This is a genomic window from Streptomyces noursei ATCC 11455 (assembly GCF_001704275.1).
Lineage (GTDB): Bacteria > Actinomycetota > Actinomycetes > Streptomycetales > Streptomycetaceae > Streptomyces > Streptomyces noursei.
On the sequence record NZ_CP011533.1, the window covers coordinates 8,164,629 to 8,190,394 of the forward strand.

Genomic DNA, 25,766 nt, shown 5'->3' on the forward strand with positions numbered 1-25,766 from the left:
GGCTCGCCGAGCGCTGGCGGCATGGTTGCGCACGGCGCCCCAGCGACTGACCGATCCGGGCAGGGCGCTGTTCGCCCCTGGGATGTGGACTCCTGGGCGCCTCGCGGGTGAACTGCTGCTGAGCGTGGTGCTCGGGCTGCTCGCGGCGGCTGTCGAGGCCCTGGACGGCGGCGGCACCGTACGGATCGTGGCGGTGGCCCTGGCCGCTGTGCTGCTGTCACTGTCGCGCCGGGTCCTGCCCGCGGCGGTGCTTCTGATCACCGCCATCGGCTCGGTCGAGTTCGGTGGCCTGGGCCCGCTGGTTCTGGTCGCCGCATGGTCGGCCGGACGGCGGATCAGCGGGGTCGGCAGGGCGGCCCTCACCTTCGCCACCGCGTACGTCCTCTCCCTCGGCCTGTGGCTCCTGCAGGTCACGTCCCCCGCACTGCTCTTCCTCGCCTTCGCCGCCCCGTTCCTGCTGGTCGTGCTCGTCGGCCCCGGCCTGATCAGTCGCTACTGGTCGCAGCGCCGCACGCTGGCGGACACCCTTCGGGAGTACAACGCCCAGCTGCTGCGCGAACGCGCGATGATCGCCGGACAAGCCCGGATGCGGGAACGTCAGCGCATCGCCCAGGACATGCACGACAGCCTCGGGCATCAGCTCACGCTCATCTCGGTGCACGCCGGCGCACTGGAGGTGGATCGGGAGCTGACCGGACGGCAGCGGGAGGCCGTAGGCGTGCTGCGCGAGGCATCGGTGGCCGCGATGCACGAGCTGCGCGAGGTGGTGGGACTGCTCCGGGACGGCACCGAGAATCCCCGGCAGGACAGTGCCTCCCAAGCCCTGCAGGCCACGGGGGAGGAGGACGTGATGGCGTCGTCGCGCGGGGTGGCCGGCATCGAGGGCCTGGTGGCGGCGTCCCGGAACGCGGGTACGACCGTGGAGCTGCGGCGCTCCGGCGAGCCGCGCCCGCTCGCCCCGACCGCTGATCACGCGGCGTACCGCGTCGTGCAGGAGGGCCTGACCAACGCCCACAAGCACGCCCCGGGCGCCTCGATCGCCATCGAGTTGCGCTACGAGCCGGATGCCCTGGTGGTGGAGGTCGTCAACGCCGCCGCCCCAGGGACAGCGGATGGCCGACGAAGCGTGGTGAGCGGCGGCCAGGGCTTGACCGGACTCGGGGAGCGGACCCGACTCGTCGGAGGCATGGTGCACACCGGCCGGACCGCGGACGGCGGCTTCCGACTGGCCGGCGTGCTGCCCTACACCCCGCCGGAGGGCGGCGCCCCAAGCCGCGCCGCCGGGGAAGCGACGACAACGTTCGTCGATCCGACACACGACTTTCGGGAGCAGAACCCGGCGGGCGCTACGGGCGAGGGTGACCTGGTCATCGACGGGAGCGGTCTGCCGAAGGAGTTGCTCAGGGCAATGAGCAAGAACAAGAAGCGAAGCGGCATAGCGATCGGTTGCGGGGTCGCGGCAGTGGTCCTGGTGCTGCTGATGGTCGCCGGGGTCCTCGCCGCGCTCTTCCTGGTAGGGGAGTCGGACAAGGCCACGATCGATCCGAAGCAGTACGACGCGGTGAAGGTGGGCCAGTCCGAGGCAGAGGTCCGTGCGAGACTGCCGCACGGCGACTCGTTCCTGGCCGACGGTCTGGACAAGGGCGCGCCGCCTGAGCCGAAGGGGGCGAAGTGCCTCGCCCTGAGGTCCACCGAGACCGGGAGCGTCTGGTACAAGGACCCGGTTTTCCGGTTCTGCTTCAAGGATGGCAGGCTGATCGAGAAGAAGTCCTTCGAGGTCAGGGGCTGACGGAGACCGGCTTCGTGGTGAGCGGAGGGGTGGCTCATGCGGGTGGGCTCGTTCGGGGATGATGTCAGGATGACCGCTCGGGACAGCGCAGGAGAGATGTGATCAGGGTTCTCATCACCGATGACGAGCCGCTCATCCGGGCCGGCATCAGGATGATTCTCACCTCGGCCGACGACATCGACGTGATCGCGGAGGCGGCCAACGGCCGTGAGGCGGTCGAGTTGGCCCGCGCCCAGCGGATCGATGTGGCGCTGCTCGACATCCAGATGCCGGTCATGGACGGGCTGACGGCCCTGACCGAACTACGCCGGACCGTCCCCGACACCCGCGTACTGATCCTCACCACCTTCGGCGCGCAGCAGAACGTGCTGCACGCGCTGACCGAGGGCAGTGCGGGCTTCCTGCTCAAGGACTCGGCACCCGCGGAACTCATCCGCGCGGTGCGCGCCGCGGCCGCCGGCCAGGCGTACCTGTCGCCGGGCGCCACCCGCCACGTCGTGGACTCGCTGGCGTCCGGCCGGACCACGCTCCGCGCCGAGCAGCGCCGTCGGCTGGAGACGCTGACCGAACGCGAGCTGGAGGTGCTGGCCCTCCTGGGCGAGGGCCGCTCCAACGCGGACGCCGGGCAGCGACTCCACATGAGCGAGGCAACGGTCAAAACCTACGTGAGCCGGATCCTGGCCAAACTGGACTGCGCGAACCGGGTACAGGCGGCACTCCTGGCACGGGACGCGGGCCTGACGAGCTGAGTTCGCCCGCCGGCCCGGCACCCGGCCGGCTGGCGCGCCTTCACCGTGCGCGTGCGGCCGTCGCCGGCGATTGCCGAGGCCGCACGCGGGGGCCGACGCCGGGCATACCGCCCACGGCGCATCCGCCGTCCACACCGCATCCGCCGCCCACGGCGCATCCGCCGCCCACGGTGCACCCGTCGTCCACACCGCATTCGCCGGTCGCGGCGCGAACTCGCGATCGCCGAGGACGGAAGAGACAAGCCTGCCGGTGGCGTAGCGGCGGTCGGCAGGGCGCGAAGTCGCCAAGTCGGGGCGCACCAGCGCTCTCCGGGGAACACCAGTAGCAGTGGCCAAGCGCCCCTGAACTGCACGGTAGGTGCCTACCATCCCACCATGCGCCATAGGTCTGCTGTAACAGTCGCCATGCTCGCCGGTCTGGCTGCCTTGTCGGGTTGCGTCACCGGCGACGTACCGGCACAGGGCACTCTGGTCTCCGCGATCCCCTCGTCCTCGCCGTTCGCAGGTGCCACCGGGGCCGCGCATGCCTGGTCCGCGCAACGGATGCGGGGCGCACAGTCCTTCCGCCACCAGCCGGGGATCTCGCACACCCCACCGCCGACCACGTCCAACGCCCGGGTGGGCGCGGTGTTCGGTCACGGCGGCAACGGCGACCACTTCTGCACCGGGAGCGTTGTGGACAGCCCCGGCAAGTCCGTGGTGATCACCGCGGCACACTGCATCCACACCGGCAAGGACGGCGGCTACCAGACGGACCTGGCATTCGTCCCCGGCTACCGCGACGGGCAGACCCCCAACGGCATTTGGCCGATCACCAAGATGGTGGTGGACGACCACTGGGCGCAGTCCTCCGACCCCGGATACGACGTGGGGTTCGTCATCGTCGGCAAGCTCGACGGCAAGCGGATCGCCGACGTACTGGGCGCCAACAGCTTCGGCTACAACGCCGGTTACGACAACAACGTGCGGATCACCGGCTATCCGGCCAGCGGCCAGGACCCCATCTCGTGCGTCAACAAGGCCACGAAGTTCCAGACGGACCAGATGAAGGTGGACTGCACCGGCTACAGCGGCGGAACCAGCGGCAGCCCCTGGCTGACCCACTTCAACCGCGCCACACGTACCGGCGAGGTCATCGGTGTCATCGGTGGCTACCAGACCGGCGGTGACACCGACGACACCTCCTACAGCCCCTACTTCAACGACGCCATCAAATCCCTCTACGACAAGGCCGTCGGAGAGGAGCGCCAGGGACAGATGTCCTAGGTTCTGTCCGTCCGATCATGTACGGATCCAGAGTGACTTCGGTGTGGTCCAGTACCGGCCATCGGGACGCACGGCTGTGCCCGGGTCGTGGTCTCGGGCGCGCCAGGACCAGCACTTTGTGGTGCACATCGCTCGTTCGGGTGGTTAATGCGCGGAGGAGATCTGCGGGGCTCGCACTTGGCTCTTGACTGGCTGGACTGGAGTGAACTGGCCTACAGAACGAGGTAGTTGGTCGTGATTCGTCATGTGCTTCGAACCTTACTCGTCGCGCCCTTGGCGGCGGGCAGCCTGTGCACCGTGTCGCCGCCCGCTCAGGCGGACGGCACGACGTGCGGGGAGAAGACCTGCCGTACAGAGTTCACAAACGACTGGGGGTACCACGAGTTCACCGTGCCGGCTGGTGTCAAGTCCATCACCATGTACGTGTGGGGTGCGGGCGCCGGTGGCGCCGGTGGTTCCACCGGCGGTGGTGGCGGCGGTGGCGGCGGCACCGCTGTGAGCCTCGCCACCAACGCCCGGCATCCCGGTGGTGGTGGCGGTGGCGGTGGCGGCGGCGGTGCGGGCGGCAACGGCGGCTCCAGCGGCGGCTACGCCTTCGGCCGGGTCAAGGTGCACCCCGGGCAGAAGCTGAAGGTGGCTGTTGGTACGGGCGGAGAGGCCGGTACCGCCGCCCGGGTGGGCAGCCATGGCGGGGCGGGCTCCGAGGACGAGAACGGGAAGGCCGGGCAGGACGCCTACCGCCCCGGCGCGGGCGGCATCGGCGGCGGCTCCCAGATCACCGACATCGAGTCCCGCCGCTGGCTGCTCTCCGTCAACGGCGGCTCCGCCGGCCATCCCGGCGCCGGCGGACACGGCGGCAAGGGCGGATGCGCCGGCCATACCTTGCGCAACTGCGTCTGGGAGCCCCCCTACCGCTACCGCGGTGGTGACGCCGGTGCGCCCGGCAGTGGCGGCGAAGCCCAGCCCGTAAATGGCGGAGCGGCCTGCGGGACCGTCGGCGAGGGAGTCACGGGCGCCTGCTACGACTCCAGGGCCGGCGGTCAGGGCCAGAACGGCAACCCGGGCACGGTCGGCACACACGGCGGCGACGGCAGCATCGGCCTGCAGGGCCAGCCGGGCGGAGAGGCCGGTGAACCCGGCAAGGGTGCCGCCGGCGGCACGGGCGGCCAGGGCGGCAAGCCCCAATACACCGACATCGCACCCCCGGAGTACGTGGGCCTGGGCGGCGCCGGTGGTATGGGCGGTACGGGCGGCGACGGCGGCAAGGGTGGGCGCGGCGGGGTCGGGATCAACCGCCGCCCCGAGGGCAGTGGGCAGGCCGGGCATGGCGGACTGTTCGGCACAGACGGGCAGCGCGGCGGCAATGGCTACGTCCTGATCATCTGGGACAAGCCCGCTTCCTGACGCAGCAGGTTCTCTCGGCCTGCTGCCCGCATTCCGGGATGCCGCGCGTGACGGCCTCGACTCCCTGTGGCGTCGGGGCCGTCACCGCCAGACGGTCCCACTTCGCAGTGGCTGTTCCAACGCCCTCCCCTTCCTCCGTTCTTCGGCAGGTGCGGCTCCAGGCGCGCCTACTCCCGATCCGACAGATCTCCCCGGACCGCACCGGCCGCAACGACGTGATCACCTTCCCGTCATGCGACCAGTCGGGCACTGCCTAGTCGGGCTCATTGGCTGGCTCGGCGGAGCTGCACTAGTACTTGTCCGGCCGATCATGTGACTACTTCGCGTTGAGGTCGTTGATGTGGACATGGGGCGGGGTGATCTGACGGATGCTGAGTGGGAACGGCTGCGGCCGTTCCTGCCGGTCAGCAACCGGCGTTGTGGGCGGTGGCGGGATCACCGACAGGTGATCGACGGGATTCTGCACCGGGTGCGAACCGGTGTGCAGTGGCGTGACCTGCCGGAACGGTTCGGCCCATGGAAGACCGTCTATGAACGCCATCGCCTGTGGTCCGCCGACGGTACTTGGGAGCGACTGCTCCAGCAGGTCCAGTCCGCAGCCGATGCGGTGGGTGAGATCGACTGGGACATCTCGGTGGACTCCACCATCGTCCGCGCGCATCAGCATGCGGCCGGCGCCCGCACCGATCCGCCGCCGGCCCCCGCGTCAAAGGGGGCCGAACTGGCGGAACACCAGGACGAAGCGCCGTGGCAGAGCCTGGCCGCCCGCCTGGTGGAGGTGGTGCTGCAGGTGAGGGCCTGGGCCGTTCGCGGGGCGGGTTCACCAGCAAGCTCCACCTGAGCGCGGACGGTCTCTGCCGCCCGCTGTCCCTGATCGTCACCGCAGGCCAGCGGGCTGACTGCACCCAGTTCAAGCCCGTCCTGGAGAAGATCCGCGTGCCGCGGATCGGGCCGGGCAGGCCCCGCAAGAAGCCGGACAGTCTCGCGGCCGACAAGGCTTACAGCAACGGACCGTGCCGCGAGTACCTGCGGCGCCGCGGTATCCGGCACACGATCCCGGAGAAGACGGACAGCAAGGCCGCCCGCCTACGCAAAGGCACACGGGGCGGACGGCCACCCGGCTTCGACGAGGACCGCTACAAGCGGCGCAACACAGTCGAGCGGACGATCAACCGCCTGAAACAGTCCCGGGCCGTCGCCACGCGCTACGACAAGCGCGGCTACGTCTACCTCGGCACCGCGACAGCGGCAGCCCTCACCATCTGGCTACGAACTTGATCGGCTGGACAAGTCCTAGACGTTCAAGTCCCGTAGCGGGACGGGGAGTCGTGTGCTCGCGCCCGTCTACCCGGCCGTCCTCGAAGTGCGTCGACTACGGCGTCATCAGGCCCCAGAACAGTGCCCAGGGAACGAACACCGCGCCGGCGAGCGCCAGCAGCCCGAGGCGGGCGTGGGTCCGGCCCGTTGCCGAGGCCCTGGCCCGCCACCAGCCCAGTGCAGTGGCCGCGGTCGCCAGTGCCGTCCCGGCCGTCAGGAGTTGCAGGACGAGCCAGAGCACTGGACGGCTGCCGAGCACCGGGCCGGGGGTCAGCGTCGTCGCCACGAGGCCGAGGTATCCCAGCAAGCCGAGCACGGTGGCCAGTCCGGTCGTGGCCAGCCATCGCGGTGCCCGGCCGGCCCCGGCAGCGCAAGGGCGCCCGCGCAGGCGCCGCACCAGTTCCCCCAACAGGTACGCGGCGAACGAAACGACCATGAACAGGACGCCTACGGCCTGTGCCGCGGATGACTGGTATCCGCGGAGAGGGGCCAGAGCCCGGCTCTGCCGGACCTGGTGGGGCAGAGCGTCGTTGGCCCGGTGCCCCTGTCCTGCTACCCAGGACGCCATGGTGTCGACGTAGCCGGGCGTCAGCTGCCTGCCCCGTTGGAAACCGTCGGGTGAGGCGTGCAGTTTGTGGTCGGCGTGCGGGAAGAAGCGGAGCGTCACATCGGTGTTGCCGCCGTCGCGCAGCGCCTTCTCGATGACGCCGGCGCTTTCCGCGGGAGGTGACTGCTGGTCGTTTCCCCACATGGCGAGCACGGGTTGGCGTAACCGCCGCAGCGCCGGCAGCGGGTCGTAATCCGCCTCGGGGAACAGACCGGCATCCGTGAGCAACCGCGTCCCGGTGACCGACATGCTCCGCAGCGGTGATCCCCCGATGCCTTCGTGCCGAAGTTTGTTCTCCAGAGACCACGCCGACTGCCTGGCCGGGGACACCCCCGATGCGCCGACCAGCACCACGTACGAGACCTGCGTCGAGCGCGAGGCCGCCAGCGGCGCGACCCAGCCGCCCTCGCTGAACCCCCAGAGCCCGACCTTGTGGGGATCCACATCGGCACGCCTGCTCAGCAGCCGGACGCCGGCCAGGGCGTCGTCGGCGAGTCGGGCGTAGGACCGCCGTGTTTGCGAGTAGCCCGTGGTGCGTTTGTCGTAGCTGAGAACCACGAACCCGACTCGTGCCATGGCCTGGACCTCGGCCCGGTAGTTCGCCCGCTTCTCGGGACCCGAACCGTGCACCAGCACGATCCCGGGCCGCCGCCCTGCCGCCCCGCCAGGCACCGTGACCGTACCGTGCAGCGTCAAGTCCCCACTGCGGAACGCCACGCTCTCCTCGGTGCCCTGCCCGGCGGGACGCGCCACGGCGACCCCGCCTGCTGCCGCCAGGGCAGCCAGCACCACCATCAGCCACACAGCCCACCGGACCCGCATACCGCCCCCCTGATCTTCAAGAATTTCTCCCTCCCGAAAGCCTCGGTCGGGGTACTCCTCGACGATCCTGCTTCGCATCGCGACGGCGGCCCATCCAGCAGACCCGTCAACTGTGTTGGGGATAGCCCCCGTTGAGGAAAGCTGCGGCCCGAGATCGTCGGCTGAACGACGCACATCCGGAGGCTCTTCGGACCGCGCTCCATGTGAAGAGCGATGAGGAGCTGGAGGTGGACCGGGGGAGGGACCCGGGCAGGCCCTGCGTTCGTCGTCCACGCGTCCAGGATTCGCCAACGGGTAATTCACGGACGGCGCTGCGCCGCGCTGCACCTGTGACGGACACCCGAATAGTCGAACGCGGCGAACGCGGGTACGTGAGAAGGCGGAGGCGGCGGGAACGGGTTTCACTCCATCGGTCGCCTGATGAGGCAGTAGGGCACCCATCGGGAGATCCTTCTGTCGAGCGCCCCCGGTGGGAAATTCTTCCGTTCGCCAAGCCCCTGGAATCAGTGGAACAGGAGTCGGTGATCAGCCATGAATCGCGCGAATGAGCACCATGTGGCGGAAGGCGGCCGGCTCGATGAGCCCTGCGCCAGACGCAGGCAACAAATATCGGAGGCGATCCGCAGGGCGGGCGGGCTCAACTCGCATCCGGTGGCCTACAGCGCGGAGGAAGACCTGTTATGGGGCACGATGGTGTCGAAGCTCAACGCCATGCACCCCCGCGTCGCCAGTTCACGCTACCTCCAGGCCAAGAATCGCCTGCCGCTGCCCGCCGACCGCGCGCCCAGGATCGACGACCTCGGACAGCGCCTCAACAACTCCACGGGATTCCAACTGCTTCCGGTCGACGGGCTCACCCCCGTTACGGACTTCTACGGGCGCTTCGCCGCCGACATCTTCTCGACGGCCCTGTACCTGCGTTGCCCCAGCCGGCCCCACTACAGCCCGGAACCCGACATGCTCCACGAACTCGTCGGGCACGTCGTCATGCTCTCCGACCCGCTCTTCGCCGACCTCTACCGGCTTTTCGGCGAAGCCACGAACAACGCCACTTGTGCGCGGGAACTCCAGGCGATCAGCCAGGTCTTCTGGTTCACGATGGAGACCGGGCTCGTGCAGGAGGACGGCCAGGCCAAGGCGTACGGGGCGGCCCTCCTCTCGTCGACCGGTGAACTCGACAAGCTCGGCACCTACCCGGTCGAGAAGTTCTCCATCCAGGAAATGATCGAATCCGATTACGACATCTCTACCTACCAGGGAAAGCTGTTCATGGCCCAATCCGTGGAGGAAATGGCCAGCGAAGTCCGCTCCTTCTTGATGCACGTGTGAAATTCGGAATCCTTCGGGTAGGGCCAGGGCTGGCGCCGGCGGAGGCGCACGCCGTGGCAGACAAGGGGCACGGTCACCGATATCCACCGGTGAGACCGTCCCCACCAAAGGCACATGCACGTCTCGGCTTTGAAACCTATTGCGTGTCGGGAAGGCGGCGATGAATCGATGACCACGACGAATGCCGGAAGTCGGTCACACGACAGCGGAAGACAGGTGCACGATCCGGCCGCGGTGCGGCTGGTGGAGATCACCCTGTGGTTCTGGATCGGCCAGGCCGTAGGCGTGTTCGCACGACTGGGCATCGCGGACGCCTTCGGCGATCAGCACCGGACCGTGGACGACCTGGCGGCCCGAACCGACTGCGAACCGCAAGGACTCCTCCGACTGCTGAGGTCGCTGACCGGTGTCGGGGTCATCCGCGAGGTCTCGCCCGGCCTGTTCGCCCTCGGCGACCTGGGCCAGCACCTCCGTACCGACCACCCCCGGTCGATGCGGGACCTCGCGGTGCTGCAGAGCGAGCCGTGGATGTGGCGGGTCTTCGAGCAACTCCAACACGCGGTCTCCACCGGTGCCACCCCCATCAAGAACGTCCTCGGGACCGATTACTACTGGAACTGGCTGCACCAACAGCCCGAGGAGCGGCGGGTGTTCGACGCCGGAATGGTGTCTGTGGCCAAGGCTCTCCAGATCCCCACCGCGCTCTCCTACGACTACCGGGACGTACACCGGATCGTCGACGTCGGCGGCGGCCGGGGACAGGTGCTGACAGCCATCCTCACCGCCAACCCCCACATCGGCGGCACCCTCTTCGACCAGCCGAGCACCGTCGCCGACGCCCGGCAGGCACTGGCGGACGCGGGCCTGGCGGACCGGTGCTCCGTGGAGGGCGGTGACATGTTCCATGCCGTCCCCGAGGGCAGCGACACCTACCTGCTGTCGTTCGTGCTGATGGACTGGGACGACGAGCACGCGGTGCGGCTGCTGAGCAACGTGGCAGCCGTGCTCCCCAACCACGGGCGGGTCCTCGTCCTCGACTGCCTGGCGGACCGTGACACCGACACCGACACCGACACCGACACCGACCCCGGCCCGTCAGGGCACCCCTTCCACATGGGCCGCACGGTCGACCTGTTCCAGATGTGCATGGGCAGCGCCCGGGTCCGCACCCGCGCGGAGTTCGAAGGCCTCTACGCCCGCGCCGGACTGCGACTCCAAGCACTGCACCTGCCGCAGGCCCCGGTCACCCTGATGCAGCTGGCCCCTGCCTGAGAGAACGCGGAGCCGCGGAGCAGGCTTTCCACCGGTGCGGCCCGCGAGCGGCGGCGAGCAACTCCCGTTCCCCTCCGAGCGGCTGGACCCGACGAACGGGTCGCCTGAATGCTCTCGGTAGCCGGGTCCCCCAAGGCGCCCACCTTTTTTCGTATGTGCGCCACGGCTCCTCGCTCCCCTACGGGCGCGTCACCGAGCTGGCCGTGTTCGGTTTCGGCGCGGCCGTCGATCTGGCGCACCCTCACCCTCCTGGCGGCGGGCGGCCTGATGGCGGGCATGCTGTACGTGCACCAGCGGCGGGCGCCGGTCCACCGGAAGCCGTCCCGCGCCCAGTGGACGTTCTCCCTGTGGTTGGGGGGAGTTGTCACCCTGATCCTCGTGGCGGCGGTGGTCTGCGCCCGGCTGTTGGAGCTGCCGGAGCCCAGTGTGATCGCCGGGGCCGTCGCGGCCGTGGCGACCCTGGTGGCCGGTTATGCGGCCCGCCCGATCGTCAAGGCCATCACCCGCCGGGACGACCACGGCTGATGGATCCGGACTTCGACGAGTTCCTGCACGTACCGGCCCGGCTCTCGGTCGTCGCGCTGCTGGCTCCGGCCGACTGGGCGGAGTTCGGCTTCGTACGGGACACGGTCGGGACCAGCGACTCGGCCCTGTCCAAGCAGGTCGCGGCGCTGGCAGAGGCCGGCTATGTGGAGGTACGCAAAACACGGAACCGCACCGGACGCCACACCCACCTGCAACTCACCGCACATGGGCGGCAGGCACTTCAGCGGCACGCCTCGGCCCTGGAGAGGGTCGTGGCGGCAGCGCGGGCCTGCACGCGGCCGGATGACACGGCCACACCCGATGAGGAGTCAGCTTGTTACGCCTCGAAGCAGTGAGCAAGCGCTATGGCAGGGGTGACTGGATCCTCAGGGACGTCGACGTGCAGGCCCCTGCGGGCGAGGTCGTCGCGTTCACGGGTGGGAACGGTTCGGGGCTGCTCGTACTCGACGAGCCGTGGTCAGGGCTGGACGCCGATGCCCACGGGGTGCTGGCCGTGATCATGACCGACAACTCACCTGCGCACTGGTGGGCATCGCCATCGGAGTACTCTGCTCGCGGCTGGTCTTCAGGCGGCAGGGGTATGCGCTGGTGGCCGCCCTCGCGCTGGTGATGGTCACGCTCTTCGTCAAGGGCATGCCGCCGGTCAATCGGCTCTTCAACCTGATGGCGACGACCTCCGACTCGGCGAAGCTGCTGGCTCCCGCCGCCGGCATGCTCGCGATCGCCGCCGTGATCCTGGCCGGGTCCACGGCCGTCACGCAGTACATCATCTCCCGTAAGGAATAAAGGGCTTGGCGGCCTGCCTGGGACAGTCGGGACGGATGTCGCGGAGACCCGACCAGTCAGGTGCGACGTCAGAGGTCCAACTTATGCGCTTGGTGTTGCACGCACTGCGTGCATAATGAGGGCATGAGTGCGCCGAGGGCCCCGGCGGCATGTGGGGCGGCGTGCTGCTGCTCGTGCCCTGTCACCCCGGTCAGGCGACCTACGTGGAACCCGCCCCGGGGCATACGAAAGGACGCATGTTGTGAGGAATCCACTGGATCCCGCGAAGCTGAACGCCGCCATGGAAGACGTCCACCGCGCCGGGATGCCCGGCCTGTTCGCCGAGGTGCGCGACGGCGACGAGGTCTGGCGCGGCGCCGCCGGGGTCGCCGATGTCGCCACCGGTCGCCCCGTCACCGCCGACATGCAGCATCGCGTCGGCAGCATCACCAAGACCTTCACCGTCGCCGCCGTGCTGCAGCAGGTCGAGCGCGGCCAGATCGGTCTGGACACGCCGATCAGCCGGTACCTTCCGAAGCTGGTTCCCGGGGAACGCGGTGACGCGATCACGGTCCGGATGTTGATCAACCACACCAGTGGCCTGGCCGAGTACCTCCCCTACGCCTACCCGTCCCTCAAGGGGTTTCCCCCCTTCGCGGACACCAGGCCGGCGAGCCTGGACGACCACCGGCTCACGCGGTTTCACTCCACCGAACTGATCGAGATGGGGGTCACCGCACCTCCCGCCGGCGCCCCGGGTGGCACTCCGGGGCTGTACTCCAACACCAACTACCTGCTCCTCGGCGCACTGTTGGAACACGTAACCGGCACTCCGGCCGAGCAGTACATCACCCGGAACGTCATCGAACGCGCCGGGCTCCGGGACACCGAACTCCCCACCACTCCATACGTCGACGGGCCGCACTCGCAGATGTACGAGGCGTGGTTCGGCATGATCGACCCGCCGCGCGACTACAGCGTCCACGACATGTCATGGGTCGGGCCGGCCGCCTCGCTGATCTCTACGGTCGCGGACCTCAACCGCTTCTTCGGCATGCTGCTGGCGGGCGAGATCGTCAGTCCGTCGTCGCTGGCGCAGATGCAACGCACCGTCCCGGTCGTCTCCCAAGAGGGAAAGACGATCGACTACGGCCTCGGCCTGTACCCGATGGAAGCCGCCGGTCAGAGCACCTTCTGGGGCCACGGCGGCACGGTGTGGGGTGCCGGAGCGCTAGCCATGATCCGTGCCGACGGCGAGCGCCAGATGGCCGTCGCGGTCAACCTGCAACGGTGGCACAGGCTCGACTCCTCGGGCACGCCGCAGCTCCACCCCATCGACGACGCGCTTGCCGCTCTCTACCGTGTGGCGATGTACGGCTGACCGGGCCGCAGGTCATGCAGCCTGGGCGGTGGCCGCGAGCACCAGTTCGCGCAGGGTGACGCGCTGCGGCTGCTGGTACGCGAAGGCGATCGCCGCTGCCACGTCCTCGGGGGCCAGCACCTCGATCGAGTCCTTGAAGGCTTGGTAGTCGACCGGACTGACCGGATCGACTGGGCCGACCGGGCCGACCGGGTCGACCGGGTCGACTGGCAGGGTGTGGCGCGGAGTTGTCGTCGGACGCGTGTCGTAGCCGGAGCTGCCCCTGGGGGTTACCCGACGCCGAAGAACACGCTGCCCGTGCCCCCCAGGTCGGGGGAGTGGAAGTACGCGTTGATCGCGCGGCTCAGATCGTCCTTGCTGAGGCAGCCGTCGTCGTCGGTGTCCAGTTGGCCCAGTACGCGCGAGGCGTCCCCGGCGAGGTCCCACATTTCGAGGTAGCGCGTCAGCTCCCGCTCGCCGATGCAGCCGTCGCGGTCCGCGTCGATGACCTCGAACACCGTCGCTCCGAAGACCGCCACCGGTTCGCGCAGAGCCGGGTCCGCGGTGGTCGCGCCGGCAGCGGTGCGGTGCTGTTCGCGGGACAGGCGGCCGTGGGTCTTCGCGTGGCGCTGCAGCCCGGTCCAGTACTCCCGGTAGAAGGACGCCAGAGCCTTCACCTCGGGGGCGTCCGGGGCGAGTTGGTAGGCGGTTCGGTAGCGATCGACGATCCGCTGGTAGTCGGCCCCGTCGACGTAGCCGTCGCCATCGGTGTCGGTGACGTTGAAGAGGCGGTCCAGGTTGCTGGTGCGGTGAACGATGCGCTCGGGCGGGGTGTCGGCGGTTTCGCACAGGTGGTCCCGGAGCTGGGCGTGGCGGAACTGGTAGACCGTGCCGACCTGGCGCAGGACCTCTCGCTTGCAGGCGTCCCGCAGGAACGCGTCCAGGTCCCTCGGCAACCATCCCGCCAGGGGCAGCCAGATTCGGGCCAGGACCACCCAACGCCCCCAGGCGGTCATGGTGCCGACCCCGAGCGCGATGACGGATGCGGCCGCCAGCCCGGCCCCGAGTCCAGACAGGGCACTGTTCGTCGCGAGCCCGAATATGATCCCGTACCCGGCCCCGATCACGAGCCCGATAGTGAGTGTCTGCTTGAGCACGGTGGCGCGGTTCGTGTTCAACAGGTCCGACGGGTGGGCGCGCTTCTCTCTCGGGATGACGGTCTCGAACCCGGCTCCGATCGCGGCGATGAGTCCCATCGCGAGCCCCAGGCCGGTCCCCGCCGCAAGCAGCACCCCAGAATTCAGCGCGATTGCGGACCCGGAAAAACCCAGGAGGGCCGAAATGGCCGCAGCTCCGAGCGCCCACAGGAGTCCGAACAGGAGACCGCCGGCGAGCCCGCCCATGACTCTGGGGCGGAAGTTCTCCCGCAGTCGTGTCTTCGTCCCGTTCTTCGCCCAGCCCTGAAGCCTGACCTCCATGAGCGACGGTTCGAACTTCGGGCCGCCGACCTTCATCTTCGTGACGAACCCGTGCATGAGCCCGAAGGTCAGGCCCAGCCCGAGACCGTCCACCGGGCCGGTGATGCCTGCCGACCTCAGCCCGTACGCGGGCCCGTACATGAGCCACGCCTCGAACCCGAACAGGAGCCCGGCCACGAGTCCGGACGCGATTCCGACCGTGATCCCGACCCACAGCATGCGCCAGCGCAGCTTCACGGTGGTCCCCAGCCGCCACCATTCGATGTCGGGCGTGTTGAGTTCCGTCACATGTGCGGCGAGGTAGCCGAGCCAGTGCTGGGCCCGTTCGACGTCCCAGCGCCGGTGTTCTCGTGCAGTGGGCTCGTCGCTGAGAAAGCGCTCGTAGGCGGTACGGATGAAGGCATCCAAGAGGTGCCTTTCAAGGGCCTCTCGGGTGCCGAACTTCCCAGGTTTCAACAGGTCCGACGGGTCAAGTTCGGATTCGTAAACGTATCGGGCAAGTGTGACCATCAAGGGGGTGGTCAGCACGGCGGCGAGATTGGCGACGTTCGGTGTGTGGCGACGGTGGCGCAACTCACTGAGGACGTAAGCCCACCCGGTCTGGGGAGCAACGTCCGGACTGTCGGGGAGAGTTGTGTCGGTTGCCTCCTGCAGGTACTTGATGGAGTCGTCCAGGTCGAGGTCGACCAATTCGATAGCGGCGGCGGAGGGCACAACCTTGGTTTCTCTCCTGGCGGCATCGAATTCCTTGTGACGACTGGTCACGAGCAGCGGCAAGGTGGACCTGTTGAGTGCTTTCAGTGCACGTTCGCGCAAACCGGTGGCGATCTCGTCGAACCCGTCCAGGATCGGCAGCACGTAGTTGGCACCCACCAGCGCGGCGGCCCACGTCTTACCGCTGGGGCTTGCCGTGGCGAGATAGGGCTGATCACGCTCCAACCGGGCGATCAACCAGTCCCACAGCGAGGTAGTGCTGGGATTCCATGATCCGAGGCTGAAGATCACCGGCACCGGTGCCTTGCCGGCGTCAGGACGCGCTTCCAGGCGGGCCAGTGCGAACCGTAGGGCCAGGACGCTCTTCCCTGAGCCTGCCCGCCCCAGCACTATCAGCCAGCGGGACTTCGCCTGCTCAAGGGCGGCCGTGATCTCGTCCGGTTGCCAGCGCACGGGCAACTCACGATCCGCCAGCCCCAGTTGCTCCACTTCATACTGCAGGCGCGCACGGACATCACCGGCAAGCAGATCGGCCTTGTCGGCCAACGCGTCATCAACGGAGCGACGCTCGGCGCGCACGGCATGAACGAGTTTCTCGACCAACTCTGTCAGCGCGCCCTCAGCGGAAAACCCTTTGTTGAAAAGCACGTTGACCGTGTGGTCACCGATAGCGACAATGCCCGAGACGTCCCCGATCGTGATCGGCCCTCTACCGCCCGACTGGTCAGCGGCACGGGCAGCGGGCCCCGACTCCTGTGGATCCGGCACGACGCTCACCAGTGCCGGATGTTCGTCGCGCCATCGCCGGTGGCGATGAACCCGGCATGGTCCGCGACGGAGAGACTGCGCGCCCCGGTGGCCTGTACGGCCCGTGCGTTCTCGTCCCCGGTCGGCACGCCGACGCCGTACGTACCCGCTACTGCTTCAGCCGCAGGCACGGTTCGGCCGGGTAAAGGGCCGATCTCAGTCAACAGAGGAACCTCCCCGTTCGCGCCGACAGTCGGTTTTCAGCGGCCGTTCTCGCCACATCCAGCAGGCAGGCAACCATGCCTGCCTGCTGCCCTGTTCGAGCCTCCGCCACACAGACGGTGGTCGTTCACCGCACCTGTCGAACGTACTCGGTGCCGGGCTTCTCGTCGGTCACGACACTGACATCTTCTCCTTGCAGCAAGTCCTGGAGTTGGCCGTTCAGATCGGTGCCACCGCAGGTCCGCGCGCCGACGCCATGACGCCCTGCCTGGTGCGGAACATGACGTGCCGTCACAACATTGCGGCCGTCCGTGACCTTCCTTCCCATGCTGCCGTGCGATGTTGCCCTACCGCCGCGCCCTCGATGCTGGGGGACAGCGGCATTCGAGCTCTCCCCGTGGCAACCGGCGTCGACCTTCCCGTCCTTGACGCCGTCCTTGATGCCGTCCGTGATGCCTTCGATGAGCAAGCCGTGCTTCGGATCGATGTACCGCTGATCCGCTCCGTCGTCACCGGTGCGGCGGTGGTTCTTCAGCCGCGCGCCGAGGCCGAAGGCGGCGGCGCATGCGGCGAGCACGCCCACGGCCAACAGGATGAGATCCTTGGTGTCCGGCCCGTCGGCCGAGGCCCTATTGACGATCGTGGGTTCGGTCGACCTCGGCTTCGCATGGGTGGAGTGCGTCACCGGCGGGGTGTTGGAGGCCCTGGGGCTCGGGTTGCCGGGCGTGATCGCGCTGTGGGCGGTGGGGCCGGTGGTGCCCTCGGACACCGAAGGTTTGGGCCCGGCGACGCCCACCGATCCGGTCGTCGGCCTCGGAGTGGCGGAGGCCGCCGATCCGGACGAAGGGCTCGGTGTGGCGGAGGGCGCCGAACTCGGCTTCGTGACGTCGAAGGACGCCACGACATTGCTCTGGCCGGGGTTCAGGGTGCACGGCGCGTCGCCCTTCAGTACCAGGCCGCCGCTCGCGTTCGACGCGACGAGGTGGAGGGTGAGGCCGCCGGCGGTGATCGTCCCCTTGCCGGGATGGCTGAAGGTGGGGGTGGTCGCGCTGGCGGTTGCCGTGACGTTGAAGGAGCCGGACGCCGGGACGTTGGCCGTCGCCATATGGAAGGGCACCGTGACGTCGAAGTCGTCCTGTGGTGCGGCCACATGGGCCCTCGCGTCCACCGTGCCCCCGAGGGTCTTCATGCCGGCCATGGCGAGCCACCGGGTGAAACTCGCGCCCACCGTCGCCACCGCGTTGACGGTGAGGGTCCTGCTGGGCGCGCCCACCGCGACCGAATTCGGGATGCCCGATTCGACCTCCACTGTGAATGCCTGAGCGCCGAGCAGCGGCGACGAGCATGTGTAGCCGAATGCGTGTGAGAGCGGTTGCGCCGCGGCCGTTCCGGCTCCGACAACGCCCACCAACCCGCTTGCCATTGCTGAAGCCGTGGCGACCGCAAGGATGATCCTCATCCTTGGCCTGCCGCACCTGATGCTCATGAGTTAGCCCCCGTTCATCGTTCGGATGTGCGATTATGGAACGACTCTCATTTGCCGAAGCTCGGCATGCTACTCAGATCGCGTGACCCGTGCCGGATCTGCGGCGCCCGGACGATCTCGGCCAGCGGGGCACGTTACGTTGATGGGAAGACGTGGCTCAGGCGGTTTTGGTTCCGTGAGGAACTCGGCGCACCGCTCGGAGACGCCCCAAAACACCTCGCTGGTAAGCGTCTTCCAGGAATCGCCCTTCATGGCTGACTAAACATCGGGAACCGTGCATCTGTGCTTGTCGATGTTTGTGCACCGCGCTGCTCCGCCGGCAACTCAGGCCACCTGGCCCGACGATGGAGCCGCTGTCGGAGGATCCGCACAACAGGGTCCGGCTCCGGCGGTTGGCGTTCCGGGCCCTACGCTCCATGTCGTATCTCACGGACGAGGTCGTCGTAGACCGCTGCTTCGGTCGCCGGCCGTCCGCCCACGCTTCCTGAAGTACGCCCCAGGGCCATTGCTGCGGCACTGTCAACCGCTTCTTCGTCTGCTGGCGGTACAGCGCCCGCGTAGCACTGACGCAGCTGGAGTTGGCGCATCCTCGGCGTCGGTGTGACGTGCACCGCACTGATCGGCTTGGCGGCGCTGCCGGCTTCCGCCATGACGGGCGATCGGGTCCTGAAGGACTGCGCGAGCGGTTCCGGCAAGTGCACGTTCAACGGCCCGTACCGGCACGAGTCGGAGGGTCCGGCGATCGGCAAGGCATATCTCGGTGGCTACCACCAGGTGTCCGACACGATGTGGAACTGCACCACGTCGCCTGCGAAGCAGACGCTGACCTGGAGCGACACCGTCGGGTCGACGGACTCGTTCGACGTGTCCATCAAGGCCGGGGCAAGATCGCCGGAGTCGTGGAAGCGAGCGTGGAGGCCAAGTACGGGCACACGTGGATGACGCAGCACTCGGACAGCGCCAGCCTGGAGATGACCGTCAAGCCCGGCGAGGTCGGCTGGATATCCCGGGCCCAGGTCATGCGCGAACTCACGGGCTACTGGCAGACGCACTACGACAATCCCCAGGACGGCCACTACTACTGGTACTTGGGGCCCGACACCATCACCAGTCCCGCCCCCAACGACACCGAGGGGGTCAAGAACTCGGTGGTGCTCAAGACGCGACCGATGACCGATGCGGAGAAGAAGTCCTGCCAGGTGCGCAACGCCGGGGTCTTCCTTTCGAAGAAGAAAGTGGAGCAGCCCCAGCAGCGGAAGGCTCCCCACGCCCCGCCACAGGCCGTACCCGGCAAGGACGACACGGGCGCAACCGACGAGCGTCAGCAGAAGGGGAATTGACGCCCACGGCCTACCGCGGGCGTAGCTGAAAGGCCGGGTAAGTCCATGGTTCGAAGGTGTGGCGGAGCGGCCCGCGACTCCGCCACACCGAAGGGCCGGATCGCGTGACGGTGACGCATGCGGCCGAGTCGCACCAGGCCGGAGTCCCGCATGAGACGGTCACAGCCGATGCGGCGGTGCGGAGCGCGCGATGCGGAATCCCACGTCGTCGATCCGGAAGGTCGGGTGGCTGCGCCGCCGCACCGATGCCCGGCAGCTCCAGTGCTCGTCGGCCCATCCACCACCACGGAGTACCCGGTAGGTGCCGTACACCTCGGCGTCGTAGACGTCCCAGCACCAGTCCCACACGTTGCCCAGCATGTCGTACAGGCCCCAGGCGTTGGGCTGCTTGTCGCCAACAGGGTGGATCCGCCCACCGGAGTTGCCCTGGTGCCAGGCGACCTCGTCGAGCCGGCCGTACCGCGGGCCGGTGGTACCCGCACGGCAGGCGTGCTCCCATTCGGCCTCGGTCGGCAGTCGGTACCCGTCCGCGAAACCGTCCCATTCGGCCGTCTCGGCGGTGGTGTCGAGGCGGTACGCGGGCGTCAACCCCTCACGCTGGGACAGCGCGTTGCAGAACTGGACCGCGTCCCACCACGAGACGCCCTCCACGGGCAGCCGGTCGCCTCGGGCGCTACTCGGCCGCCGACCGGTGACCCGCGCGTACCGCGACTGCGTGACCGGGAACGCCGACAGCTGGAACGGTGCGACCTCGACGTGCCAACCTCTCTGCGTCCGCCGGTCCGACAGCGTCACCTGTCCCGGCGGGACCGCGACCATCGTGTTTTCTGCTTCTGTCCCCGTGTCCATGATCTGCCACCCTATCGGCGCCTCCCGCGGTTCTGCCGATTCTCAGCGGGGAGCGGTCCGCGGCTCTCCCAGTGCGGTGAGGATGTCGCGGACGGTGTGGTCGAAGAGCGGGGCGGGGTCGGTCAGGGCGAAGTCGAGGTGGCCGAAGACCTCCACGGCCACGGCTCCGTACAGGCGGGCCCAGCAGGAGACGAAGACGTAGATGACCTCCAGGGGCACGGGTTCGCCGGAGAGGTGTTCGCGCACCTCCTCCAACTGGACGGTCCAGGCCGGGTCGAGGTCGGCGGGTGACTTGATGTTTCCGCGGCGCCATAGCTGGACCATCAGGTCCAGGACAACGCCTCCGAAGCGCCAGCCGGGGTCGTGTGCGGCGGAGCCGGGTGCGGTGTCGGCGTCCGTGAGCGGTTTGGCGAACAGCAGCCCGAACTCCTGGGGGTGGGCCAGTGCCCAGCGGCGCAGCTCGCGGCACACTTCGCCCAGCTGCCGCCCCGGTTCGGAGGCGGGGTGGCGGTCGCGGGCCGCTGCCAGGGTCGTGGCCAACTCGTCGTAGAGGGACGAGGCCAGTGCCTGGATCAGGTCCCGGTGTGCGGCGTAATAGCGGTAGAGGGCGGGTGCGGTCATGCCCATTTCGCGGGCGATGGCCCGCAGCGTGACGGCGGCCGGGCCTTCCTCGACCAGGAGCCGTCTGCCGGTGCTCAGGATCTCGGTCAGCGCCTCTTCGCGGACGCGGTGACGGCGCCTGCCTGTGGGGGTTCCCGGAGTGCTCGGCACGGCGACCCGTCCGCCTTCCGCTTGACAAAGTTAACGCCTATCACTTTACCTTCTCCCGAAAGTTAACGGTGTTAGCAATCTCTTCGGGGGAACCTCATGAAGTACGGCATCGTCCTCACCTACACAGTCACCGAGCGGTGGTTGGCACTGTCGCGCGAGCAGCGCAACGCGATGCGTGCGGCGCATCTGGAGCCGGTCTTCGCCGCCTACGCGGACCGTGTGACGGCCCGTTTCTTCGACGCCGAGGCGTTCACCGGGCGGGTCTCGGACTTCGCCGTGCTGGAGACCGAGGACCTGGGCGCGTACTACTTCCTCATCGAGGCCCTGCGCGACACCCCTGTGATCAGCGAGGGCTACCTCACCTTCGCCGACATCTTCCTCGGCGTCGAGGACGGCTTCCAGGCGTACGAGCAGGCCCTGTCGCACCGGATCGCATCCCGGTGATCGTGCGTGAGGGATGCCGGCGGCCCCGGCGACTGAGCTGGGGTTCCGGCGTCAGAACGAGTACGTCCGCTACCGCAAGCCGGCGTAGCCTGCCGCTTCGGATCGGGGCGCTGCGTCAGCGTCGCGCGCGGCGGGGATGGTCCGCGATGACGGTCCCGCAGCGGCGCGCGGTGCCTGTGCTACCGCTGGGCAGAGCACGCCACCGGTTGGCCGGGGTCTCCCTTGCGTTGGGCCAGAACGTGGTCGTCGCCTTCCGTCAGGAGGCAGTGCGCCACGCTCCTGCCGGTCGGTACGACTTCGAGGCGTGGAGTGTGCCCGCCGTCCTCCTGGGTGCTCCAGGTGGCTCCGCTCACCTTGGCCGGCACGCTGACCGCTCCGTTGGGGCCGTCGATGTAGTCGTGCCGGACGGATTTGAGGGTGCCTCCTTCGGTCCATGCCTTGTACGTCACGTCAGTGCTCGTGGCACCGCAGGCCGACAGGAGTCCACAGGTGACAAGCAGCCCTGCCGTCATGGTGATGCGCTTCGTGGCCGCTGATATGGGGAACGCGGGCATGAACTTGGCCTCTCGCTCGGTGAGTTGTTCATGTGGGTGTGGGGTCGGGGAAGGATCTGTCGCCGAAGAGGACTCGGCTTGCCGCGGCCCGGCCGAACGGTGTGCGCAGCAGGGTGAATGCCGCTGCCGCCGTGGTCGGCGTCCGTACCTGGGCCAAGAGCCGGCGCAGTGTGAGTCGTCCGCGGAAGCGGGGGCGGAGTGCGGCTCCGTCGTAGTGGGTGAGCGTTTCCGGTGTTCCGGTGCGCAGTGCGTCGTCGAGGATCTCGGCTGCGAGTTTCGACTGTCGCAGGCACGGGTCCAGACCGCCGGCGGTGAGTGGGGAGACCGCGCCCGCCGCGTCGCCCACGAGAAGCCCGTCGGCGCAGCTGATCCGGCGCAGCAGGCCGCCGACGGGTATGGGGCCTGCGCGCCGCTCCACCGTTTCGGGACGTTGGACGCCTCTCAGTCCGGGCGCCGAGGCGCTGAACCGCTCCATGGCCCGGCGAAGACCGTCCGGATAGCGGTCGGCATAGCCTGCGACTCCGACATGGGCGTGTTGCCCGTCGTTGATCACCCAGGCCAGGTAGCCGGGGGCGAGCGAGGGGTCGAGCACGCAGTGGAATGTCGGTGGCTGGTCGCTTCCGGGGAGTTCGAAGACCTCTTCGGCGCCGACGATCAGGTGGTGGTTGCGGTCGAGAGCGAGGTCGCGGGCGACTCTTGAGCGGGCCCCGTCGGCACCCACGACGAAGCGGGCCCGGACCGCGGTCGGCCCGTCGCGTCCGGCCAGGTGGAAGGTGTTGCCCTGTCGGCCGGTGTAGCGCGTGCCCAGTGCGATCCGTACGCCGGCGTCGAGCGCGGTGGCGGCCGACGCTTCGTAGAGCGGTGCCATGTCGCCGACCCGGTATTCGTCGCGCGGGCTGGTGAGGCTGACCGGGCGGCGGAGGTTCGGGGGATAGAGGACCACGCGTCGGATCGGTGGCCCAAGGCAGTCGGGGGGCAGCGGGAAGTCGTCGAGTGTCTTGTGTACGAAGATTCCGGTGGTGCGGATCGCGCCGGCAAGACTGGTTCGGCGTTCGACCAGGAGCACGTCGTGGCCTTGTCGGGCGAGGAGCGTGGCGGTGTTCAGTCCGGCCAGTCCGGCCCCGACCACCAGTACGTCGGCGCTGTCGGTGCCCTCGGGGCGGCAGGAGAGGCGTGCTGTCGTCATGGTCTGCTCGCTTCCTTGTGGTGTCCGTGATCGGTGCGTCCGTGCGATGGGTGCGTTCAGTGCGCTCGGTGCGTTCGCTGCGCGGCAGGCGCCGACTGGCGGCAGGCGACGGTAAGGCGACGGCCCGGCCGCGGGGCGCGGTGTGAGGGGTGCGGTGTGCGGGCGCCGTCGTCCGGTCGTCACGGGGGGAGCTTGTTGAAGATCAGGTGGAGCGGATGGCGCGGCAGGGGCGGCCGGGGGCGTCGTAGCCGGCGGGCGTGTGCGGGTGGCCGGCCGGCTACCGCGGCCACGGCTACTGCGGCGAGGAACCGGCCGGGACGGAAGCCCCGGATTCCTGCGCGGTCCCGTTCCCGTTCCCATCCCCGGGGCCGTCGGGCTCCCAGCGCAGCAGGTCTCCGGGCTGGCAGTCGAGCACCTCGCACAGTGCGGCGAGCGTGGTGAAGCGCACCGCCTTGGCGCGGCCGTTCTTGAGCACAGCCAGGTTGGCGGGTGTGATCCCCACCCGGTCCGCCAGTTCGCCCACGGACATCTTCCGCTTGGCCAGCATCACGTCGATGTCGACGACGATCGGCATCAGATCACCTCGGCCAACTCGGCCCCCAGCTGAGACGCCTCGGCGTCGCGTGCGACGGCCTGGGCGAGCAGCATCCGCAGTACGAGCACGATGAGCGCGATCCCGAAGACCGCCAGACACACCCCGCCCAGCAGGGCCACCACGCCCGGGGGGACGACGTGGCCCGACGCCAGGACCGCCCCGAGTGCGAACACCAGGAGCGCGGCCGCCACGAACGCGCCGATCACGAGATGGACGTAGCGGAACGCGGCGTGGGAGAACACGGTTCCGCGTTGCACCATCGTCACCAGCCGCCACACGCAGACCAGCACGACCTGGACCGTCACGACGCCCAGGAACGCGATCAGGAGGACCGGAGCCCGGCGGTCCGCAAGGACGGTCTCCTGGATGGCGCCCGTCAGCATCAACACCATCACCGCCTGGGCGCACACCGATCCGGCGTGCAGCGTCACCATCACGGCGCGCAGCCCCAGCACTGTCAGCTTTCCCAACGCCACTCCTTCAATCGAGTCACGATGGAAATCTATTGATTATCGATAGGTGTGGCAAGTTGCGTGCGTCGAAACGACCTCGGGCGGTCCTGTCCGGGGGAGGGGGTAGGGGGGCGGACGCGGGTCGTGGGTCGTGGGTCGTGGCCGGTTCAAGCCGATATCGGGCGAGCGTGTAGTAATCGGGCCCTGTCGTGAAGCCCTGCGGTGTCGGGGTGTCCGCTGTGTCGTCCCGGTGAAGATCGGCGGCCGGGCGGGGTGCGCCCCGGGTGAGGTGCGGCGATGGCTCCCGCGAGCTGTGATCGCGAGGGAAATGGGGTCATCAGTTTCCCCAATGTTTACCTGACGGACACCATAGTTGGGCCTACTAAGGCGCCAGCTTGTTCAGCTATGACATCGGACAGGTGCTCACCCCCCACGTGCATCCCCTGTGTGGCCCCACAGGAAACCCCTCAATCCTCTGTGCGTACCCCTGGAGAGACCGTGACCGTCCCCCTGCCGAGAACCGCCGTCCTCACCGGTGTTCTCGCCACCGCCGCCGTGTTCACCCTCAGTGCCTGTGGCGCGGACTCCGCCACCTCGGCCGCTGGTGGCGGACGGAGCGCGGCCGCCGCGACCACGGCCAAGGATGTCGGCGGCATGGACGCCCTGGCTGAGGAGGCCAAGAAGGAGGGCACGCTGCATGCGATCGCGCTGCCCCGTGACTGGGCCAACTACGGCGCCCTGATCGACGGCTTCGAGAAGAAGTACGGCGTCAAGGTCGAGGTCGAGAACCCCGGCGGCGCCAGCCAGGACGAGATCAGCGCGGTCACCTCGCGCAAGGGCCAGGACAACGCGCCCGACGTCCTCGACCTCGGCAGTTCCTTCGCGCAGAGCGCCGCCCAGCAGGGGCTGCTCGCTCCGTACATGGTCGCCGGTTTCACCGACATCCCCGACGACCAGAAGGACTCGATCGGCCGTTGGTCGAACGACTACGGCGGCTATATCTCCTTCGGCTGCGACGCCAAGCGGGTGCGGACCTGCCCGACCAGTTTCAAGGATCTGCTCAAGCCGCAGTACAAGGGGCAGGTCGCGCTCAACGGCGACCCCGGCAAGTCGGGTTCGGCGTTCGGTGCCGTGTACGCGGCCGCCCTCGCCAGCGGCGGCTCCTTCGACGACATCCAGCCCGGTATCGACTTCTTCGCCAAGCTGAAGAAGAACGGCAACTTGACGCCCGTCGCCTCCACCCCGGCCACCATCGAGAAGGGGCGGACGCCGATCAGCATCGACTGGGACTACCTCAACACCGGGTACACCGACGACTTCAAGTCCAAGGGCCTCGACTGGACGGTCGCGGTCCCCTCGGACGGCCAGTTCTCCCAGTACTACTCGCAGGCCATCAACAAGACTGCGCCGCACCCCGCGGCCGCGCGCCTGTGGCAGGAGTACCTGTACAGCGCCGAGGGCCAGAACCTCAGGCTCAAGGGATACGCCCGCCCGGCCCTGATGACCGCCATGAAGGAAGCCGGCACGCTCGACCAGGCCGCGGCGGCGAAGCTGCCGAAGGTCACCGGCACGCCGACCTTCCCCACCGAGTCCCAACAGAGCAGCGCCAGGTTCGTCATATCCCAGAGCTGGGGCCAGGCCGTCTCCGGATGACCGCGACGTGAACCAGGGCCGACGCGGTGCCGCCGCCTTCTCCCGGCGG

The 25,766-nt window shown here is 68.7% G+C and carries 24 protein-coding genes; 14 read left to right on the forward strand and 10 right to left on the reverse strand.

Going from position 1 to position 25,766, the window contains the following annotated elements; all coding sequences use genetic code 11:
* The first annotated feature begins 82 nt into the window (after positions 1 to 82).
* From SNOUR_RS34920 to SNOUR_RS43620, 5 genes are all read left to right on the forward strand, one after another.
* Complete coding sequence (locus SNOUR_RS34920) at positions 83 to 1,789, forward strand: histidine kinase (protein ID WP_067355135.1); 1,707 nt, start codon at positions 83 to 85, stop codon at positions 1,787 to 1,789.
* A 98-nt stretch (positions 1,790 to 1,887) separates the two neighbouring features.
* Positions 1,888 to 2,538 carry a response regulator gene (locus SNOUR_RS34925; RefSeq protein WP_067355138.1) on the forward strand — a complete coding sequence of 217 codons (651 nt, stop codon included), beginning with the start codon at positions 1,888 to 1,890 and terminating at the stop codon, positions 2,536 to 2,538.
* Positions 2,539 to 2,913: 375 nt separating this feature from the next.
* A complete protein-coding gene (locus SNOUR_RS34930; RefSeq protein WP_312634574.1) occupies positions 2,914 to 3,804 on the forward strand; it encodes a trypsin-like serine peptidase in 891 nt (296 codons plus the stop codon).
* A gap of 297 nt (positions 3,805 to 4,101) precedes the next feature.
* Positions 4,102 to 5,208, forward strand: a complete 1,107-nt coding sequence (locus SNOUR_RS34935; protein WP_159425969.1) for a hypothetical protein — start codon at positions 4,102 to 4,104, stop codon at positions 5,206 to 5,208.
* Between the two features lie 346 nt (positions 5,209 to 5,554).
* Positions 5,555 to 6,486, forward strand: a protein-coding gene (locus SNOUR_RS43620) for an IS5 family transposase (protein WP_312634576.1) whose coding sequence is annotated in 2 segments (ribosomal slippage) — positions 5,555 to 5,890 and positions 5,893 to 6,486 — 930 coding nt in all. Because the reading frame shifts where the segments join, the coding sequence is not laid out codon by codon here.
* Between the two features lie 94 nt (positions 6,487 to 6,580).
* On the opposite strand, the gene SNOUR_RS34950 is transcribed toward SNOUR_RS43620, so the two are convergent.
* Complete coding sequence (locus SNOUR_RS34950; RefSeq protein ID WP_312634578.1) at positions 6,581 to 7,954, reverse strand: alpha/beta hydrolase family protein; 1,374 nt, start codon at positions 7,952 to 7,954, stop codon at positions 6,581 to 6,583.
* A 531-nt stretch (positions 7,955 to 8,485) separates the two neighbouring features.
* On the opposite strand from SNOUR_RS34950, the gene SNOUR_RS34955 reads away from it, so the two are divergent.
* The 6 genes from SNOUR_RS34955 (at position 8,486) to SNOUR_RS34980 (ending at position 13,247) form a co-directional block, all read left to right on the forward strand.
* Positions 8,486 to 9,283, forward strand: coding sequence for a hypothetical protein (locus SNOUR_RS34955; protein ID WP_079143063.1), 798 nt, complete (start codon positions 8,486 to 8,488; stop codon positions 9,281 to 9,283).
* Between the two features lie 216 nt (positions 9,284 to 9,499).
* Complete coding sequence (locus tag SNOUR_RS34960) at positions 9,500 to 10,555, forward strand: methyltransferase (protein WP_067355148.1); 1,056 nt, start codon at positions 9,500 to 9,502, stop codon at positions 10,553 to 10,555.
* A 276-nt stretch (positions 10,556 to 10,831) separates the two neighbouring features.
* Positions 10,832 to 11,080 (forward strand): hypothetical protein, encoded by a 249-nt coding sequence (locus tag SNOUR_RS34965; protein WP_067355150.1) that lies wholly within the window; start codon positions 10,832 to 10,834, stop codon positions 11,078 to 11,080.
* Positions 11,080 to 11,436: a transcriptional regulator gene (locus tag SNOUR_RS34970; protein WP_099055745.1), complete on the forward strand. Its 357-nt coding sequence runs from the start codon at positions 11,080 to 11,082 to the stop codon at positions 11,434 to 11,436. Before SNOUR_RS34965 ends, SNOUR_RS34970 begins: the two co-directional genes overlap by 1 nt.
* Before the next feature lie 190 nt (positions 11,437 to 11,626).
* Entirely contained in the window at positions 11,627 to 11,887 is a 261-nt protein-coding gene (locus SNOUR_RS34975) for a hypothetical protein (RefSeq protein WP_312636293.1), read from the forward strand.
* Positions 11,888 to 12,128: 241 nt separating this feature from the next.
* Positions 12,129 to 13,247, forward strand: a complete 1,119-nt coding sequence (locus SNOUR_RS34980) for a serine hydrolase domain-containing protein (RefSeq protein WP_067355153.1) — start codon at positions 12,129 to 12,131, stop codon at positions 13,245 to 13,247.
* 269 nt (positions 13,248 to 13,516) lie between these two features.
* Here the strand turns inward: SNOUR_RS34980 and SNOUR_RS34985 are convergent, their stop codons facing one another.
* The 3 genes from SNOUR_RS34985 to SNOUR_RS46545 form a co-directional block, all read right to left on the reverse strand.
* Positions 13,517 to 16,195 (reverse strand): NACHT domain-containing protein, encoded by a 2,679-nt coding sequence (locus SNOUR_RS34985; RefSeq protein ID WP_159425970.1) that lies wholly within the window; start codon positions 16,193 to 16,195, stop codon positions 13,517 to 13,519.
* Positions 16,192 to 16,314, reverse strand: coding sequence for a hypothetical protein (locus tag SNOUR_RS48630; protein ID WP_312634587.1), 123 nt, complete (start codon positions 16,312 to 16,314; stop codon positions 16,192 to 16,194). Before SNOUR_RS48630 ends, SNOUR_RS34985 begins: the two co-directional genes overlap by 4 nt.
* A gap of 200 nt (positions 16,315 to 16,514) precedes the next feature.
* Positions 16,515 to 17,846, reverse strand: a complete 1,332-nt coding sequence (locus SNOUR_RS46545; protein WP_159425971.1) for a DUF6801 domain-containing protein — start codon at positions 17,844 to 17,846, stop codon at positions 16,515 to 16,517.
* A 926-nt stretch (positions 17,847 to 18,772) separates the two neighbouring features.
* On the opposite strand from SNOUR_RS46545, the gene SNOUR_RS47540 reads away from it, so the two are divergent.
* Entirely contained in the window at positions 18,773 to 19,213 is a 441-nt protein-coding gene (locus SNOUR_RS47540; protein WP_174717926.1) for a hypothetical protein, read from the forward strand.
* Positions 19,214 to 19,372: 159 nt separating this feature from the next.
* Here the strand turns inward: SNOUR_RS47540 and SNOUR_RS35005 are convergent, their stop codons facing one another.
* Entirely contained in the window at positions 19,373 to 20,062 is a 690-nt protein-coding gene (locus tag SNOUR_RS35005; RefSeq protein ID WP_067355164.1) for a formylglycine-generating enzyme family protein, read from the reverse strand.
* A 42-nt stretch (positions 20,063 to 20,104) separates the two neighbouring features.
* Positions 20,105 to 20,833, reverse strand: a complete 729-nt coding sequence (locus tag SNOUR_RS35010) for a TetR/AcrR family transcriptional regulator (RefSeq protein ID WP_067355167.1) — start codon at positions 20,831 to 20,833, stop codon at positions 20,105 to 20,107.
* Between the two features lie 96 nt (positions 20,834 to 20,929).
* On the opposite strand from SNOUR_RS35010, the gene SNOUR_RS35015 reads away from it, so the two are divergent.
* Positions 20,930 to 21,277, forward strand: a complete 348-nt coding sequence (locus SNOUR_RS35015) for a darcynin family protein (protein WP_067355170.1) — start codon at positions 20,930 to 20,932, stop codon at positions 21,275 to 21,277.
* A gap of 179 nt (positions 21,278 to 21,456) precedes the next feature.
* Here the strand turns inward: SNOUR_RS35015 and SNOUR_RS35020 are convergent, their stop codons facing one another.
* The 4 genes from SNOUR_RS35020 to SNOUR_RS35035 form a co-directional block, all read right to left on the reverse strand.
* Positions 21,457 to 21,726 (reverse strand): hypothetical protein, encoded by a 270-nt coding sequence (locus SNOUR_RS35020; RefSeq protein ID WP_067355174.1) that lies wholly within the window; start codon positions 21,724 to 21,726, stop codon positions 21,457 to 21,459.
* 133 nt (positions 21,727 to 21,859) lie between these two features.
* Positions 21,860 to 23,017, reverse strand: coding sequence for an FAD-dependent oxidoreductase (locus tag SNOUR_RS35025; protein ID WP_067355175.1), 1,158 nt, complete (start codon positions 23,015 to 23,017; stop codon positions 21,860 to 21,862).
* 292 nt (positions 23,018 to 23,309) lie between these two features.
* A complete protein-coding gene (locus SNOUR_RS35030) occupies positions 23,310 to 23,591 on the reverse strand; it encodes a helix-turn-helix domain-containing protein (protein ID WP_067355178.1) in 282 nt (93 codons plus the stop codon).
* Positions 23,591 to 24,082: a DUF2975 domain-containing protein gene (locus tag SNOUR_RS35035; protein ID WP_067355180.1), complete on the reverse strand. Its 492-nt coding sequence runs from the start codon at positions 24,080 to 24,082 to the stop codon at positions 23,591 to 23,593. The genes SNOUR_RS35030 and SNOUR_RS35035 overlap by 1 nt, the downstream gene beginning before the upstream one ends.
* A 480-nt stretch (positions 24,083 to 24,562) precedes the next feature.
* Here SNOUR_RS35035 and SNOUR_RS35040 point away from each other — a divergent pair, with 480 nt between their 5' ends.
* A complete protein-coding gene (locus tag SNOUR_RS35040; protein WP_067355183.1) occupies positions 24,563 to 25,717 on the forward strand; it encodes an ABC transporter substrate-binding protein in 1,155 nt (384 codons plus the stop codon).
* Positions 25,718 to 25,766 lie beyond the last annotated feature (49 nt).